The organism is Hydrosulfovibrio ferrireducens, from assembly GCF_046883345.1.
Classification (GTDB): Bacteria; Desulfobacterota; Desulfobulbia; order Desulfobulbales; family Desulfurivibrionaceae; genus Thiovibrio; species Thiovibrio ferrireducens.
This window is the reverse complement of the sequence record NZ_JALKCW010000022.1, coordinates 151,454-168,606: the sequence shown is the minus strand read 5'-3', so window position 1 is coordinate 168,606 and position 17,153 is coordinate 151,454. Positions and strand designations below refer to the sequence as shown.

Sequence of the window (17,153 nt, the reverse complement as noted above, 5' to 3'; positions counted from 1 at the left end):
TTTCGATAAAAAAAACAGGCTGCCGCGCAGCCTCTAAACTTTGCACTTTTATTGGAATACAGGAAGTTGTCAAGGAGAATCATAACAAAAGCACCGTAAAAAGATCCCCTTTATCCCGGCAGATAGCTCTGCTCCATCCCCCGGATCGCGGCAAAAAGTTTGGCGTTGACAGGCGCCGGAATCCCCAGGCGCCGGGCCTCTTCCAGCACGGCGCCGTTGATACCCTCTATTTCGGTTTGCCTTGCATGCCGCACATCCTGGAGCATGGAGGAAATATTGGATCCGGTGGCCCGGCAGACCGCGATGGTTCGGGCCACCGGATCAGGAGCAATGGCAACCCCCTTGGCCAGAGCGACTTCGACCGCTTCCCGCACTGCTGCCCTCATCAACTGAAGCGCTTCGGGGTTGCCGAGCAGCGCGCCGTTTTCGCAGCCATGGATGGCGGTGAGGGCGTTGATTCCCACGTTGACAAGGAGTTTATTCCAGATCTGGGCCAGGATATCCTCCGCAACCCGCACCTCAAAGCCTGCCTTCCGAAAGAGTTCCGCCGTTTCCTGCAAGGCCGGCTTCGCCTCCTGCGGAGCTTCGCGCAGAAAGCCGAAATGTGTTGCACCCTCCCCCCCGAAACGCACCCGCCCCGGGCCAACCAGATTCGCGCCCAGGGAGGTAACCGCCAAGGCTACAGAGCAGGGAAGCTCTGCCTCCTGCAAAACCGGGAGATGACCAATGCCGTTTTGCCAGGCAAGCAGCAGGGTGTTTTTTGTGAGCAGGGGAAGCAACGACGGGAGGGTCTGGGGAAGAGCCGGAGATTTCACGCAGAGCAGAACCAGAGCCACCGGCCCGATCCGCAAGGGATCGGCCGTGGCCTGGATGGGAAAATGTTCGAGACGCTCTCCCTGCTCAAGGGTAAGGCCCGAGTGCTGGAGCAGTCCAGCCCGATGGCTGTCATGATCCAGCACCCGAATTTCCACGCCGATCCGGCCGAGAGAGGCCGCCAACAGACAGCCCAGGGCGCCCGGCCCGACGATGGCGACCCTGTGGGAGGGGATGTCCCGCATTGTGATTAACGGGTGATGGTCACATCTTCAACAATGGCCGCATACTTGTATCCGGCGCCGAAGTCCTTATCCGCGGCAAGCACGCCTTCCACCGTGACGATATCGCCCTTTTCCGCCTTGCCCGCCGTGGTCACCACCAGATCATGGGTGTTTTTCAGGGGATCGCCGGTGCCATCCTGCAGGTGCAACCAGTTTTTCCCCATAATCTGGGGAGAAAACTTGACCACCTGCGCCTTGATCTTCACTTTTTTGCCGTTCAGGCTCGTGGCCTTGGCAAAGATATCCCCAACGCTGAAGGCATTGTCGCCGGCAGCCTTGGCAATCTTCAATTCCACAAAAGGCACCACGGCCTTGCTGCTGCCCGGGGCTGTTTCTCCGGCGGCTCCAGGCGCGGCACCGGTTTCCTTCTGCATGGCTGCGCCGAAAGAACCTCCGGTCGCAGATGCTCCAGGCGTTGCCGGGTGGCCCGCGGGAAGCGCTGCCGCTTCTCCGCCATGGGCGCCATTGCCCATCTCCGTTTTTTTGCCTTCAAGACCTTGGGCAAAAACCAGCTCGGCAAAAGTGCGGTTCAGGCTCTTGCTGGGGAAATCCCGCATGATCTGTCCTTCGGCAACGGTGCATGCCTCACCCACTGCAACCTGGGTTTCCGGGACCGCCACCCAAGTATCTCCCTTTTCAGTTCCAATCAGAATGTAGGTGAAACCGCCTCCCGCAAGCACCTCCTTGGCCTTGCCCTGGATCAAGCCGGCGGGTTTCGCCTGCTGAGTCCCGTCTTCCGCCGCAGTCTGCTCCACAGCCTTGGTCTCCGGCTTTTCACTACTGCAGGCGACCAAGGCCACCAGACATAATCCGCTCACGAAAAAACTCCGCCACTTCGTTGCCTCGCCCATACGCTCAATGCTCCTCCCACTGCTCGTTATTTCAAAATAAGAAAAAACGCACGGCAGCCATTCCGCCGTGCGCCAACATGTATTTTTTAAGACAATTCCCCCGGCAAAAAAGTTCGCCTTATTTTGCACGCGCAGACTTTCGGGGATTTTCCTGCTTCGCTTCCCTGCCTCTGCCCTCGTACTGATAGGTCAGCCGGTTGCCCTTGACCCCGATCCGCACACTGCCCCCCTTGGCCAAGCGGCCAAACAAAAGCTCTTCGGTCAGGGCATCTCCCACCTCTTGCAGGATAAGCCTTCTCAGCGGCCGCGCCCCGAACTCCGGCTCATAGCCACGGGCCGCCAGCCAGGTCCGAGCGCCGGGGCTGAGGCTGATCGTCACCTTGCGCTCGGCCAACTGCACCTGCAACTCCGCGATCATCTTGTCCACGATCCGCTCCATGAGGACGGCATCCAAGGGGTTGAAGGTGATGGTTGCGTCCAGACGATTCCTGAACTCCGGGGAGAAAAGATTCTTCACGGCCCGGTCGTTTCTGCCCTTGCTGTCCCCGGTAAAGCCGATGGCCCGCTCACTCAGCTCACGGGCTCCGGCATTGGTGGTCATGATCAGGATCACGTTGCGGAAATCCGCCTTGCGTCCGGCATTGTCCGTGAGGGTCGAATGATCCATGACCTGGAGCAGAATGCTGAACAGGTCCGGGTGGGCCTTTTCGATCTCGTCGAGCAGGAGCACGCAGTAGGGATGCTTGCGGATGGCGTCGGTCAAGAGGCCGCCCTGGTCGAAACCCACATAGCCCGGAGGCGCGCCAATGAGCCGGGAAACCGCATGTTTTTCCATGTACTCGCTCATGTCGAACCGCTCGAAATGCACGGACAGGGCCGCGGCCAACTGCTTGGCCACCTCGGTCTTGCCCACCCCGGTGGGTCCGGCAAAGAGGAAGGAGCCGGTGGGTCCTTCGCTCTGCTTGAGGCCGGCCCGGGAACGCTTCACCGCCGTGACCAGGGCGCTGATCGCCTGGTCCTGGCCGAAAATGGTCTTTTTCAGGACCGTATCCAGCTCGCGGAGATGGGTCAGATCGGAGCCGCTGACGCTTCTCGCCGGGATCCGGGCCAGCCGGGAAACCACCTTTTCCACATCGCGCACCGTCACGGTCCGCCGTTTGTCGCCTGGGTGTGCGGCCAGCCGGAAGGCGGCGCCGATCTCGTCCAGCACGTCAATGGCCTTGTCCGGCAGAAAACGGTCGGAGATGTACCGACCGGCCAGTTCCGCCGTGGCTTTTACCGCCGGAGCCGAGTAGGTGATGTTATGATGCGCCTCGTAGCGGGGCAGCAGCCCCTGCAGGATGGCGCAGGTCTCGGCCACGCTGGGCTCCTCGACGTCGATCTTCTGAAAGCGCCGGGAAAGCGCCCTATCCTTTTCGATGTAATTCTTGTACTCCTCATAGGTGGTCGAGCCGATGCAGCGCAGCGACCCGGCCTGGAGGGCGGGCTTGAGCAGGTTGGAGGCGTCCATGCTGCCGCCGCTGGTGGCCCCGGCCCCGACAATGGTGTGGATCTCGTCGATGAAGAGGATGATGTGCGGCTCTTTTTCCACTGCCGAGATAACCGCCTTGAGCCGCTGCTCAAAGTCGCCCCGGTATTTGGTGCCGGAAAGCAGCCCGCCCATGTCGAGGAGGCGGATCTCCACCCCCTGCAACAGTTCCGGCACCTTGCCTTCATGGACATGCAGGGCCAGGCCTTCGGCAATGGCGGTTTTTCCGACCCCTGGCTCGCCCACCAGCAGCGGGTTGTTCTTGCGCCGGCGGCACAGGGTCTGCATCACCCGCTTCAACTCCGCGGTCCTCCCGATCAGGGGATCGATCAAGCCCTGGGCGGCCCGCTCGCTGAAATTGATGGTGTATTTTTCCAAGGCTTCGTTTTCCTTGGTTTTTTCCGTACCCTTCTCCTCCGTTTTCTTTTCCTCCTGGGTTTTTTCCTCCTGCTCAAAGCCATGGGAGAGATACTCGGTCACGTCAAGTTTGCTGATCCCTTCGGAATGGAGAAAATACACGGCAAAAGACTCGGCCTCGGCAAAGATGGCGGCCAGCACATCCCCTGCATCCACCTCTTTTTTGCCGCAGCTCTGCACATGGGCAATGGCCCGCTGCAAGACCCTATTGAAGCCGAGGGTCTGGATGGGGTCGTGGGCAATGCCCTCCTTGACCATGGGCAGGTTGGAGGCGAAAAAATCCTCCAGCCGTTTCTTCATGCCCTCGGGATCGCCGCCGCACACCGCAATGGCCCGGGCGGCCAGCTCGTCATCCAACAGGCCGTAGAGGATATGCTCCACCGTGACATGTTCGTGCCTGCGGATCTTTGCCTCCCGGATGGCACGCACCAGGGCTATTTCCAACTTTGCATTTATCATTTCGCGCTCCTCACGGGAAACCCGTTACGCTTTTTCCAGGGAACATTTCAAGGGGTATTCATTCTTGCGGGCCAGTTCATGGACCAGAATCACCTTGGTCTCCGCCACGTCGCGCGTGTATATCCCCGCCACCCCAACTCCCTGCTCATGGACATTGAGCATGATCCGGTTGGCCTCCGCCACGTTTTTATGAAACACCTTTTCCAGTACCATCACCACGAAATCCATGGTGGTATAGTCGTCATTGTGCAGCAGCACCTTGTACATGGAAGGGTGTTTGGTTTGCTGTTTTTTTTCGGTGACTACCGAACCTTCACTCTCCCTGCCCGCACCGCCCATGCCTTTTTTGCCCCCTTGCGATCAATCCCAATCAGTCCGTTTGTTCAAAAATAAGCATTTTTTCCCGATCCGCACACCCGTTGCCCAATTTTTCTTTATCCGGTCACCGTGGCAGGCTTGGCCCGTTCCCGATCCCGCAGGACGGAAAAAAGAAAATCCTCCAGAACCAGATATTCCGGAAGACCGGACCCTTTCAGCCGGTATTCCGCCGTAAGCAGACCGGTTTGGGCCTGCTTCAGGGCCGCCACGGTAAAGCGCTCCGCCTGCTGAAAGCTCTTGTATACGGCAAAGGGATGGCCGGTCAGCGCCTTCTGCTGCGGGCCAAGCGATTCTTGCAATTGCGGCAGCAAACCTTTTTGAAAAGCCGCATAGGAGATGCCTTCTGGGTATGCATAGGCAGGATGCTCGATAATGGCTCGCACCAGCAGCAGCTTGCGCAGGAAATTGCGCAACCCCGCCACCACGATGAGCGGATGCACCCCGTTTTCCTGCAACCGCTGGGAAATCGTCAAGGACGCGGCCAGATCATGATTGCCAAAGGCCTCGTTTAATTCGTAGAGGGCCTCTTCCCTGGTCCGGCCGACCATGGCGTTGAGATCGTCCATGGTGACGGTTTCCGCCTCGCCCACGGACAGGGCCAGCTTTTCCGCCTCCATGGCCACGGCCACCGGATGGAACCCCACCCGTTCAAGGAGTACCGGCAAGGCGCGCGGTTCCAATTTCTTGCCGAACCTGGCCAGATTCTGCTGGACAATCTCCTTGAGCAGTCCGTCCTGATCCTTACGCGCCGCGGAACTCCCCCCGGTGTCCACGGAGAGATCCACCACCACGCAATTTTTTTCCAGATACTTGAAAAGCTTCTTGCGCTTGTCCGCCGCCTCAGCCACCAGAATCAGGGTGTTGCCCGAAGGGACTCCCGCCTCCAGGGCGGCCATGAGCAGCTCCGCCCCGTCCGCCTTGGGCGCGGCCGCGGAAAAATCCCCCTCGCCCGCCGCGCATGCTTCCGCCGCCCAATCCAGCTCCTCCGGCTTGGGAAAACCGAACAGCTCCTGCCAGCGGCCGGGCGTGCAGGCTGCGATCTCCTCTTTCTCCCAATCCAAAGGGGCAAGATCGGCCAAGGCGAGCATCTGGGTCAGATACCGCATGGATTTTTTCACATCTTTGCCGCTCCAAGCCTTGCGCGCCTTGTCCCACAGGACGCCGGCCACAATCTTGGAAAAAAGAATTTGGGAGTCCGTTACCCGGATCACCTGCCTGGCGCCGAACAGGCTGTAGGTTTTGAGCATGTTGACCGTGGCGCCCACCTCTTCCTGGTCGCCGTCAATGACCTTCAGGCTGTTTTGGCGGGAGGTTTCATCGGGCAGCAAGCGGCAGACCAGGTCGTTGGCGATCTCCCGACAGAGGTAGCGCTCGCCGAAAAGCAGATAGACCGGGGCGGTTTCTCCGCGCTCCACAGACTTGAGCAGCGTATTGACTTCCTGTCGTTTATAAACCGGCATCCCTGCATCCCTCGCGCCCATGCCGGCCTACCGGCCCCGGCGCGCTTCCTGTTGACTGACTCACCCCTTCTTGCTACTCTCAAATTATACCCCTGCCGCAGCCGTGCCGCGGCCGAACAGCTACGGATTTGAAAGGTATCTTAAAATTAAGTACTGTGTCTCGCTGCCCTTGTCACTGAAAAAAACCCCGGACAAGAGCGCCAGCCATCCCCGGAAAGCCTCGATGCAGCCAGCCATATCGGAAAAAACAGGAATACTCCTCGGCGGCTCCGGCCTGATCGGCGGCACCCTGCTCTATTATTTCAAAACCCAGGCCGAGGGACGGCTCAACGTCCTCGCCCCCAACAGCAAAAAACTCAGCCTGCGCGACCCGGACGACATCCGCCGCTATTTTGAAAAGAACAAACCCGCCTTTATCATCAACTGCGCCATTGCCGCCATCGACAGCGATCCGCAACTTGCCTACGAGATAAACTATCTGGGCACGGTCTCCCTGGCCAAGGCGGCGCAGGAGTTGGACATCCCCTATATCCATCTGAGTTCGGCCGCGGTCATGCCCACCGGCCTCGATCTCACCGAAAAAAACCGCCTGGACCTGCGCCCGGAGCTGCCCAACTACACCAAGGCCAAACTCATGGCCGAGCTGAGCCTCGAACATCTGCACAGGGCCCATGGCCTTGATTACACCACGATCCGGCTCGGCATCGTCTATGGCGCCCACGACCACAAGATCCAGGGCTTTCAGCGGTTGTTCTTCGCCATTGTCGACCGGTCCATGCCGGTGCTCTTTACCAGGCCCGAGGCGCTGCACTCCTATTCCAACGCCCGGAAGCTGCCCTATTTCATCGCGCATGTCCTGGACAACCGGCCCGAATTTTCCGGGCAGACCTACAACTTTGTCGATAAAAACCCGGTCTCCCTGGGCCAGCTCATCCTCACCATCAAGAACTATCTCGAGCTGAAAACCCCGCGGGAGATCTATCTGCCTCTGCCCGTGGCGCAATTCGGCCTGGGGATCATGACCCGGCTGGTGCGGCTGATAACCCGGCTCGGCATTGATGCGCGGCTACCCGCCGAGCTGATGTTTTTGAAAAATTTCTACGAAACCCAAACCCTGTCCGCCGCCAAATTACGGCAGTCGAGCTTCAGCGATCCCGACCCGGAGGCGACGATCTTCGCCGCGCTTCCCGAGCTCATCGAGTACTATGTGACCCGGTGGGAGCACCTGAACCTCATCGAGCCCTTTAACAAGGAATTTTTCGACCCGCGCAGGCGGGCCGAGGAATTTCTTCACACCCCGGACCAGCTCCTGCGGGAAACGCACCGGGAAAGCGATCTTCCCTTTCTCAAGCAGTGCCCCCTGCCCGATGTGGCACAGGGGGGGGAAACCGCGCAGGGCCTGGCGGACTGACGCCTCGGCAACGCCCGCCCTGCGCGCAGGCTACACCGCGCAGCGTTGCACTTCCGCGCTGACGCCCACCTTGCCGTAGTTGCTGGCCCCGCATTCGTTTTTGCCCAAATCCATGATATCCGCCTCCTCCTGGCTGACCTTGAGCCAGCCCCCGTTCACCCTGCGGATCTCGGCATAGACTCCGGGCTGAGGCCGCATGTTGTCCTGGATGAAATCGGCGAATTTCTTCTCGTTGGGCAGCCGGAAGGCGATGACGCTTTCCCGGAGCTGCCCGAGATTGGCCGAAAAAATCCGGGAGCAGTTGGCCTCGCCCCAACTCGTGTAATGGCCGGGCAGCACCAACACCCCGTCGTCGAGACCCCGCAGCCGCAGCATCAGGGTGATGTAGAGCTCCCTGGCCCATTCCTGCCACCGGCCGCCAAGGTCGGGACGGCCGGCGGTGTTGATGAAAATGGTGTCCCCGCTCACCAGATAGGTGTCATCGATGAGATAGCAGGTGCTGCCCATGGTATGGCCCGGGGTGTGCAGCGCCTGGACCTTCGGCCCGTCTCCTCCCAGGGTATAGGTTTCCCCGTGGGTCACGGGCTTGCAGGGGAAAACCGCCCCCTCAAAATCCAGACTGTTGACCATGGCCGTGCAGCCTGGCTCTTCCGACAACTGCGGGGTGCCGGAGATATAGTCGGCCTGGCGGTGGGTCTCGAAACTGGCGATGATCGTGCTGCCATGCTGGGCGGCAATGCTTTTATAGGCCTCGATGTTGCGCGAGGGATCGAAAACCATGGCCTCGTTTTTATGGATCAGCAGATAGCTGCACGAAGCCTTGCCCGGCCGGACAAACTGATACAAGGTATAGGGATGTCCCTCCGGCGTAACCTTTTGAGGCGCCAGAACATTGCCCCAACTGACAATGCCCTGCTTGAGGTAGCCCACATCGCCAAAACCATTCTGGCAGAGCAGATCGGCAACGTATTTGGCCGAGCCCTCCTTGGCGCAGACGATCCGGACCTTCTCGCCCTTGGGGATGCGGTCGATGCTGCCCTGCACATCCTCCATGAAATTGAAGTAGGGAATATTGAGGTAGGGGAAAAACGTTGGCCCCTCGACGCTCCAGTTGGCGAAATCCTTTTCATTGCGGACATCGAGCAGAATAAAATCGGGCTTGCCGCTGATCCAGTCAAACAGCTCATTGGCGGTGTAGAGAAAAGGTTCGCGTGCGTCCATGGTTCCTCCTGAAATAAAGTGGTTGAGGTTTGTTTTAATAAAGGTTACTAATACCGGAGATTTTCCGCAACGCCTTTTCCCGGAGCAAATCCTTTTACCTATTTGTTCCTCCGCGCGTGTGCTATGATTTAAGCATATTCGAAATGCCCCCTGGGATTTTTTAATGAAGAACGCCAGATGACGCTTCCCCCGGATCTTTCCCATATCCTTTCCTCCCTCTCCTTTCCCCTCGCCATTCTCGAGACGGATGGCACCATTGCGACCTGCAATGGCGCCTGGACTGATACGCTCCAGCGCCTGCAGGTGCAGGGCGCCCGGCCGGGGGATGATCTTGCGGCGCTTTTTTCCGGCGCGCACAAGGAAGCAGTCCGCGCCTTTCTCGCCGGAACGCAGGAGCTTTTTTCCTGCCCCATGCCCGAAAACAACGCGGTGGTGTTTCGCCTGTCCGTGGTGGAGGGAAGCTCCCCGAAGCTGCTGCGGGCTGAAATCCATGCCCCCTGCGCCGATCCCATGCTTCTCGCCGGCGAAGAGCGGCTCCGCTCCCTGCTTGACGCCATGCCCGACATCGTGTGCTTCAAAGACGGGACAGGGCGCTGGCTTGAAGCCAACAAGGCCGACCTGGAACTCTTCCGCCTGACGGGTGTTGCCTATCAGGGGAAAACGGATGCCGAGCTTGCCTCCTTCAGCCCCTTTTACCGGGATGCCTTCCTGGCTTGCCAGGAGAGCGACGAACAGGCATGGCAGGCCGGACATCTTGTCCAGAGCCAGGAGATCATCCCTCTTCCAGAGGGCGGCTTCACCATCCTTGACCTCTACAAGATCCCTCTGTTCCATCCGGACGGCAGCCGGAAGGGCCTTGTGGTTCTCGGCCGGAACATCACCGCCCACACCCTGGCCCAGGACAAGCTCCAGCAACTCCGCCGCCAGCAGGAGATCGTCGAAAACCTTCTCCGGATCAGCTTCAACGATACCTCGCTGGCCGCCCAGCTTTCCACGGCTCTGGACCTGATCGTCGAGATCCCCTGGCTGCCGCTTACGGCAAAGGGAGGGATATTCCTGGCTGACGCGGCCAAACCGAAAAGCCTCACCCTCTTCGTGCACAAGAACATGGCCCCATCCCTGCTGCAGCACTGCGGCAGCATCGCCTTTGGCGAATGCCTGTGCGGCAAGGCCGCGGAGGAACAACGCTTCATCTTCGCGCCGCACCTGCCCAAAGAGGAGGCTTTTCGCTATGCGGGCATGGAAGACCAGAGCCACTACATCGTTCCCATTGTCCGGGAAAACCACCTGCTTGGGGTGCTGATGCTCTATGCCGAGGCAGGATACGCGGGTGGAGAAAACGAACGTAAATTTCTGGAAACCGTGGCCAACACTCTGGCTCTGCTCATCGAACGCCAGCAGGGGGCGGACCGGCTCCTGGCCAGCGAGGCCAATCTGGCCAAGGCCCAGCAGATCGCCCAGCTTGGCTACTGGGACTGGCACATCAACGATAACCTCCTTTTCTGGTCGGAGGAGGTGTACCGGATCTTTGGGCTGCCCCCGGAGGAGACCCAGCCCCTCTATGAAAAGTTCCTGAGCCAGGTCCATCCGGATGACCTTCGGAAGGTGCAGGAGGCAGTACAGGTCTCCCTTGCCAACAAAACGCCTTACAGCATCAATCATCGGATCATCCGGGAGGATGGCGCCCTCCGCGAGGTTCACGAAGAGGGCGAGGTGGAGTATGACGCGCACGGCGGACCGCTACGCATGTTCGGGATCATCCAGGATATCACCGAACTCAAGAAAACAGAAAAGCAGATGACCCTGGCCGCCAAGGTCTTCGACAGCAGCATCGAAGGCATCACCATCACCGACGCCCAGGGAATCATCCAGACGGTGAACAGGGCCTTCAGCCATATCACCGGCTACAGCCCGGAGGAGGCCGTGGGCCGAACCCCGAGCATCCTCAAATCGGACCGCCATGACCCGGAATTCTACCGCGTCATGTGGTCCACCCTGCTGGCCGAGGGAAAATGGGAAGGCGAGATCTGGAACCGCAGAAAAAACGGCGAGGTATATCCGGAAAGGCTTACCATCACGGCGATTACCGACGAATACGGTCAGGTTTCCCACCATGTGGCCGTATTCCATGACATGAGCGAGATCCGCAGCTACGAGGAACAGCTCCATTTCCACGCCTACCACGATGCCTTGACCGGGTTGCCCAACCGTTTGCTAATGCTCGACCGTTTCAGCGTGGCCCTCACCCAAGCGCAACGCGTGCACAAGCAGGTGGCAGTTCTGGTGCTCGACTTGGACAACTTCAAGCATATCAACGACAGCCTGGGCCACAACATCGGCGATGTTCTGCTGCAACAGGTTGCCCAGCGGCTGAAAGAAGGGATCGGCGGTGAGCATACCGTGGGAAGGCTGGGCGGGGACGATTTCGCCATCCTCATCGAACAGTGCGAGGATGAACAGGATGCCGTGCGGATGGCGGAAAAAACGATTGGCCTGTTTGCCAAGCCCTTCAACCTGGCCATCTACGAGACTTTTGTCACGGTGACCATCGGCATCACCTTTTTTCCCGCCGATGGCAATGATGCGGACACCCTGCTGAAAAACGCGGAGCTGGCCATGTACCGCGCCAAGGAGGAGGGGAAAAACAAGTACCAGCTTTTTACTTCGGCCATGAACGCCAAGGTGGTGCATCGCCTTTCCCTGGAAAACAGTCTGCGCAAGGCCCTGGAACGGAACGAATTCCTGGTTTACTACCAGCCAAAGGTGGCCACCGCCACGGGGCGCATTGTCGGCATGGAGGCCCTGGTCCGTTGGCAAAGCAAGGATGGCCGCCTGATCTCCCCCCTTGATTTCATCCCCCTGGCCGAGGAGACCGGCCTGGTCATCCCCCTGGGCGAATATGTGTTACGACAGGCGTGCCGCGACACCAAGCACTGGCTCGAAAAAAACAAGGCATTGGTGGTCTCGGTGAATCTTTCCCCGCGCCAGTTCATGCAGGAAAATCTGGTGCAAACCATCACGAATATTCTCCTCGAAACCGGCCTGCCCCCCTCCCGGCTTGAGCTGGAGGTCACTGAAGGGGCGGTCATGTTCAACGAACAGGCAGCCCTGGCAACACTGTTTGAACTCAAGGAGGCTGGCATCCGCCTGGCCCTGGATGATTTCGGCACGGGCTACTCCTCGCTCCATTTTTTGCGCAAATTGCCCCTCAACACCCTGAAGATCGACCGCTCCTTTATCAAGGAATTGCCAGCGGAGCCAAACAGCGCGGCCATTGCTTCCACTATAATCGCCCTGGCCCAAGCCCTGCATTTTGACGTGGTGGCGGAGGGGGTGGAAAATGCTGCGCAGCTTGATTTTCTTGGCCGACTCAACTGCACGGAGATTCAGGGCTACCTGTTCAGCCCGCCCGTGACCGGACCGGCTTTTGCCGAACTTTTGAACAAGGACACGCCTTTTCCGCTGCCGAAACAACCCCATGCCCCCTAGGCCGGCAATCGCCGGTCGCCTCTGGAGATGCCTGTGAAAGCCACGGACTTGAACCTGGGTGAGCAACTGAAGATGTCGGAGCGGGAGATCCGCCGCCGGCTGGAGTTGTTGGCCATCACCCCGCGGGAAATGGAGGAAATGGTGGGGATGAAGCCCCTGATCGCTCCCCATCTCGATGAGCTGGTGGATGAATTTTACGCCAGACAGGTGGAGGTTGATGAAATCGCCGGACTGATCGGCGACTCCGAAACCCTGGCCCGCCTGAAAAAACATATGTGCCGGTACATCCTCACCCTTTTCGACGGGGAATACGGCATGGAATATGTGCTTTCCCGGCTGCGCATCGGCATGGTGCACAAACGGATCGGGGTGCCGCCCAAGCTCTACGTGCCGTCGCTTCGGAACCTTTTCTCCCTGCTGCGGTCCAGGGTACTCCTAGAAACAGGCAATGACTGCAGGGCCTGCGCCCCCAGGCTTGAAGCCCTGGAAAAGCTCATGCTCTTTGATCTGGAGCTGGTCTTCGACACCTATATCCACAGCCTCATGGATGCCCTGACCAAAGGCCGCCAGGAAATCGAAGAATACGTCGAGGGGTTGGAGGAAACCGTGGCCCAGCGGACCCAGGAACTGGCAATGCTGGCCAGCAGGGACGGATTGACCAGGCTCTTGAACCAGCGCAGCTTCTATGAGGAGCTGCGGCGGGAAACCGCCAGGACCCTGCGGACCGAAGGAAAAATCGCCCTGCTCTACCTGGACCTGGACGGCTTCAAGAAGGTCAACGACACCATGGGACACCGCAAGGGAGACGAAATCCTGCTGGCGGTGGCGGATCTGATCCGCACGGTGATGCGGGCCGAGGATATCGCCGCCCGGTACGGCGGGGATGAATTCTGCCTTCTCCTCCCTCACAGCGGGATTGCCGAAGCCAAGGAAGTGGCGCAACGGCTGATCAATACCTTTTTCAATGAGCCTCGCCTGGCAGGGGTAGAGGTTGCCCTCAGCATCGGGATTGCCGCGGAAAAATGGGATGATCTGCGGGACGGAGACTTGCTTGTTAAAAAGGCCGACGCAGCCATGTACCTTTCCAAGAAAATCCCCGGCCACGCCGTGACCGTGGCCGAAAAGAACAACGACTCCATGCTCTTATCCTGAGCAGGAACACGCCACTCTGTTCTCCTTAGCGAAACAATTTTCCGATTCGCCTCCTGTCCCTTCTTCATTTTTCATGGTGCGTGCGGTATAGTGGGCAAAACCGCTCTCCCTGCGGGGGCGCCTCCAAACAACAGAACGAGGGATTGCCATGCCGTATGTCAACATCCGCCTTGCAGGCACGCTGACCAGAAAACAAAAAGAGGAGATGTGCGCCGGGGTGACCAAGGTCATTGCCGAGGTGACCAACAAACCCGAGGACTCCATCCTGATCTTCGTGGACGAGGATCAGCATGAGAATATCGCCAAGGGCGGCAAGCTTCTCATAAAACCCGCCTGATGGCCCAGCTCTCCTTGTTGAACACGGGTAAGGACGATGTCCGGCAACGGTTGCAATCCCTGCGCCAGGAGCTGAATCTCCACGCCCACCGCTATTATGTGCTGGATGACCCCATTCTTGCCGATGCCGAGTACGACCGCTTGTTCCAGGAACTGTTGGCTCTGGAGCAGCAGCATCCCGAGCTGATCACTGCCGATTCGCCCAGCCAGCGGGTGGGCGGGGCGCCGCTTGCCCAGTTTCGCACCGTACCGCACACCATCCCCATGCTGAGCCTGGAGAACGCCTTTGACGGTGATGCCCTCGTGGAGTTCGAAGAACGCCTCTTTCGCTTTTTGCAGAGCAGGGAGCCGATCACCTATGTAACCGAGCCGAAGCTCGACGGCTTGGCCGTGGAACTTGTCTACGAGGATGGTCTTTTCACCATCGGCTCCACCCGGGGGGATGGCGTGGCCGGCGAGGATATTACCAATAACCTGAAAACCATTCCGGCCATTCCCTTGCGGCTTCTGACCCCAGAAGGAATTGCCCCTCCCCCGCGGCTTGAAGTACGGGGCGAGGTGTTCATCGGTTTGGCGGATTTCAAAAAACTCAACGCAGAGCGGGCCACGGCAGGGGAACCCCTTTTTGCCAACCCCCGGAATGCGGCGGCCGGCTCCCTGCGCCAGCTTGACCCCAGGATAACCGCAACCCGGCCCCTGGATTTTTTTGTCTATGGGGTGAGCGACACCACCGCCTTGCCTTGCACAACGCAACACGAGCTGCTCCAATACCTCGGCCGCCTCGGCTTCAAGGTCAATCCCCTTGTGCGACTCTGCCCTTCCATCGCGGAGGTGATCACCCAGTTCACCGTGCTTCAGGCGCAGCGGACCTCGCTGACCTATGATATCGACGGCATGGTGGTGAAGGTGAACGACTTTGCCCTGCAGGAACGGTTGGGCGCCAAGGCCCGCAGTCCGCGCTGGGCCATTGCCGCCAAGTTTCCCGCCTCCCAGGCCACCACCCGGCTGCTCGCCGTGGAGTTTGGGGTCGGGCGGACCGGGGCGATCACCCCGGTGGCCGTGCTGGAGCCGGTGCAAATCGGCGGAGTCACGGTGCGGCGGGCCACCCTGCACAACGAGGACGAGCTGCGCCGGAAAGGACTGATGCTGGGGGACACTGTCCTGGTCCAACGGGCAGGCGACGTGATCCCGGAAGTGGTCAAACCGGTGCTCGAAAATCGAACCGGCCAAGAGCAACCCGTGCTCATGCCCAGCCGCTGCCCGGAATGCGGATTTCCGCTGGTCCGGATCGGGCAGGAGGCCATCACCCGCTGCCCCAACCCCAACTGCCCGGCCCAACGGGTGCGGGGGCTGATCCATTTCACCGGCAAGGGCGGCATGGACATCGAGGGGTTGGGAAAGAAGGCGGTGGAGCAACTGGTCAGCCAGGGACTTATTCAGGATATCCCGGATATCTACCGGCTTGAGGTCGCGCAACTGGCCGGTCTTGACGGCTGGGGCGACAAATCGGCGGAAAATGCGGTGCGCGCCATTCAGGGGAGCCGTACCCCCACCCTGGCCAAATTCCTTGCCGCCTTGGGCATCCGGCATGTGGGCGAAGTAACCGCCCAAGTCCTTGCCCGACATTTCGCTTCGCTGCCCCGCCTTTTGCTGGCCGACGAAGCTGATTTTTTGCACATCGAGGGCATCGGCGAACAGATGGCCGCCAGCCTGGTGGATTACTTTCAGGATCCCACGGTCCGGGAGATGCTTTCCCGCCTGGAGTCTTTGGGTGTCCGGGTGCAGGAGGAAAAACCGGGTGCGGAGACTCGCGGCGGACTGAGCGGCTGCGTCTTTCTTTTTACCGGAGGGCTGGCCCGCCTTTCCCGGCATGAGGCCAAGGCCAGGATCAAGGAGTTGGGCGGCCAGGTGGCTTCGGGCATCAGCCGCAAGGTAACCCATGTGGTCTTGGGGGAAAGCCCGGGAAGCAAGTTGACACAGGCCCGGGAATTGGGCTTGACCGTGATCACCGAGGACGAATTTCTGCGGCTCATCGGCCGCTGACCATGAACGGATTATCGCGCAAACCGGGAGAGAAACGGAGTATGGCACGAAAACGGGTGGTGACAAGGGTTGAAGGGATGGTGCAGGGCGTTTATTTTCGTGATTACGCCCAAAAAGAGGCCAGAGGCCTTGACTTGAGCGGCTGGGTGCGGAACCGGCCGGACGGCACGGTTGAGGTCGTGCTGGAAGGCGAGGCGGAGAAGGTCGAGCTCATGCTTGCCTGGCTGCACACCGGCTCGCCCCAAGCCGAGGTCAAGGAGGTGCAGGTCACCGAGGAGCAGCCCTTGGGAGACAAGACCGCCTTTGCCATCCGGTACAATTGAGACAGGACGTCCACCCTTCCGTGGTCATCGTCTCTGACCATCCGGATTGACATTTCTCGCCAGTTGCCGTAGAATCCGGCATTTTATGCCCAGGGGAAACCCCTTTTTTTCTGACGAGGAGCAGCATGGAAACCGAAATGGCAACCCCCCGCAGGGTTCCGCAAAAAAGCCGCGCGCGCATCCGTTGCCCGCATTGCGGCAACGATACCGATTTTTTTGAGATCGCCGACGGGGTGGTTCTGACCACCCGCTATCTCCAGAACAACGACGGCAGCTTTACCCAGGAAGGCGATGAATCTCAGGTTCTGGGGGAGATCAAGTTCTTCTGCGGCGAGTGCAACCAGGATCTTTCCGAGTATCACAACCACTTCCTGGAGATGCTTTTCTAAGGGGAAGGCTGGTCGCTTGCTTGCGACTGAACGCTTGTGGCTTTTTTGACAAAAAAAAAAGGAGAAGGCAAATGCCTTCTCCTTTTTTCATTCAATCCTGAACGAATCGACTGGTGTGGTGATTACACACAACCGGTCGGTTTCGGCAGACCTGCCATCTTGCAAGCGCCCTTACCAGGACCGGAGGGGAACAGCTCGTAGATCCGCTTCAACGGGAAGCCGGTGGTCTTGGAGAGGATACGGACCATGGGAGCGATACCGTTCTTCTTGTAGTAGTCCTGGAGGGTATCGATAACCTTGCGATGCTCGTCGGTCAGGTCGCCGATGCCTTCAACACCCTTTACGTAGTCAATCCAGTGCTCGTTCCACTCTTCCATGCCCCTGGTGAGGAAGCCGTCTTCGTCAACGGTGAAGCTTGAACCATTATGCTCGATAGTAGGCATATTCATTCTCCCTTTCAGTAAAATTTTAACAAAAAATTATTGTGAAATGTAACGTATTCGCTAATTCAGGATGCCACTTATTACTATATGCTTCCCCCTTTGTCAAGCAGAGGGTTTTATTTTTTTCTCCCCTGCAAACGCCGCGCAAAAACCGCT

Annotated in this window: 14 protein-coding genes; 7 read left to right on the top strand and 7 right to left on the bottom strand. The window is 59.2% G+C overall.

Annotated elements, in window-relative coordinates; all coding sequences use genetic code 11:
* Positions 1 to 110 precede the first annotated feature (110 nt).
* The 5 genes from MWR57_RS10960 to holA all read right to left on the bottom strand — a co-directional run bounded on the left by MWR57_RS10960 (position 111) and on the right by holA (position 6,190).
* Positions 111 to 1,058 (bottom strand): ketopantoate reductase family protein, encoded by a 948-nt coding sequence (locus MWR57_RS10960; protein ID WP_423124857.1) that lies wholly within the window; start codon positions 1,056 to 1,058, stop codon positions 111 to 113.
* Between the two features lie 5 nt (positions 1,059 to 1,063).
* On the bottom strand, positions 1,064 to 1,948 hold the full coding sequence (locus MWR57_RS10955; protein ID WP_423124856.1) for a hypothetical protein: 885 nt from the start codon (positions 1,946 to 1,948) through the stop codon (positions 1,064 to 1,066).
* A 118-nt stretch (positions 1,949 to 2,066) separates the two neighbouring features.
* Positions 2,067 to 4,352, bottom strand: coding sequence for an ATP-dependent Clp protease ATP-binding subunit ClpA (gene clpA, locus MWR57_RS10950; RefSeq protein WP_423124855.1), 2,286 nt, complete (start codon positions 4,350 to 4,352; stop codon positions 2,067 to 2,069).
* A 24-nt stretch (positions 4,353 to 4,376) separates the two neighbouring features.
* A complete protein-coding gene (gene clpS, locus MWR57_RS10945; RefSeq protein WP_423124854.1) occupies positions 4,377 to 4,691 on the bottom strand; it encodes an ATP-dependent Clp protease adapter ClpS in 315 nt (104 codons plus the stop codon).
* 95 nt (positions 4,692 to 4,786) lie between these two features.
* A complete protein-coding gene (gene holA / locus MWR57_RS10940; protein ID WP_423124853.1) occupies positions 4,787 to 6,190 on the bottom strand; it encodes a DNA polymerase III subunit delta in 1,404 nt (467 codons plus the stop codon).
* Positions 6,191 to 6,413: 223 nt separating this feature from the next.
* On the opposite strand from holA, the gene MWR57_RS10935 reads away from it, so the two are divergent.
* Entirely contained in the window at positions 6,414 to 7,601 is a 1,188-nt protein-coding gene (locus MWR57_RS10935; protein ID WP_423124852.1) for an NAD-dependent epimerase/dehydratase family protein, read from the top strand.
* A gap of 30 nt (positions 7,602 to 7,631) precedes the next feature.
* Here MWR57_RS10935 and MWR57_RS10930 read toward each other — a convergent pair whose 3' ends face one another.
* The gene (locus MWR57_RS10930; RefSeq protein ID WP_423124851.1) at positions 7,632 to 8,822 is read right to left on the bottom strand and encodes an MBL fold metallo-hydrolase; all 1,191 of its coding nucleotides are present in this window, start codon (positions 8,820 to 8,822) and stop codon (positions 7,632 to 7,634) included.
* Between the two features lie 177 nt (positions 8,823 to 8,999).
* Here MWR57_RS10930 and MWR57_RS10925 point away from each other — a divergent pair, with 177 nt between their 5' ends.
* From MWR57_RS10925 to MWR57_RS10900, 6 genes are all read left to right on the top strand, one after another.
* Positions 9,000 to 12,311, top strand: coding sequence for an EAL domain-containing protein (locus MWR57_RS10925; RefSeq protein WP_423124850.1), 3,312 nt, complete (start codon positions 9,000 to 9,002; stop codon positions 12,309 to 12,311).
* Positions 12,312 to 12,344: 33 nt separating this feature from the next.
* Complete coding sequence (locus MWR57_RS10920; protein WP_423124849.1) at positions 12,345 to 13,463, top strand: GGDEF domain-containing protein; 1,119 nt, start codon at positions 12,345 to 12,347, stop codon at positions 13,461 to 13,463.
* A 148-nt stretch (positions 13,464 to 13,611) separates the two neighbouring features.
* Positions 13,612 to 13,800 carry a tautomerase family protein gene (locus MWR57_RS10915; protein ID WP_423124848.1) on the top strand — a complete coding sequence of 63 codons (189 nt, stop codon included), beginning with the start codon at positions 13,612 to 13,614 and terminating at the stop codon, positions 13,798 to 13,800.
* Positions 13,800 to 15,842, top strand: coding sequence for an NAD-dependent DNA ligase LigA (gene ligA, locus MWR57_RS10910; protein ID WP_423124847.1), 2,043 nt, complete (start codon positions 13,800 to 13,802; stop codon positions 15,840 to 15,842). The genes MWR57_RS10915 and ligA overlap by 1 nt, the downstream gene beginning before the upstream one ends.
* A gap of 41 nt (positions 15,843 to 15,883) precedes the next feature.
* Positions 15,884 to 16,165: an acylphosphatase gene (locus MWR57_RS10905; RefSeq protein ID WP_423124846.1), complete on the top strand. Its 282-nt coding sequence runs from the start codon at positions 15,884 to 15,886 to the stop codon at positions 16,163 to 16,165.
* A gap of 125 nt (positions 16,166 to 16,290) precedes the next feature.
* Positions 16,291 to 16,554 (top strand): hypothetical protein, encoded by a 264-nt coding sequence (locus tag MWR57_RS10900; protein WP_423124845.1) that lies wholly within the window; start codon positions 16,291 to 16,293, stop codon positions 16,552 to 16,554.
* A 122-nt stretch (positions 16,555 to 16,676) separates the two neighbouring features.
* On the opposite strand, the gene MWR57_RS10895 is transcribed toward MWR57_RS10900, so the two are convergent.
* Complete coding sequence (locus tag MWR57_RS10895; protein ID WP_423124844.1) at positions 16,677 to 16,997, bottom strand: TusE/DsrC/DsvC family sulfur relay protein; 321 nt, start codon at positions 16,995 to 16,997, stop codon at positions 16,677 to 16,679.
* Between the last annotated feature and the right edge of the window lie 156 nt (positions 16,998 to 17,153).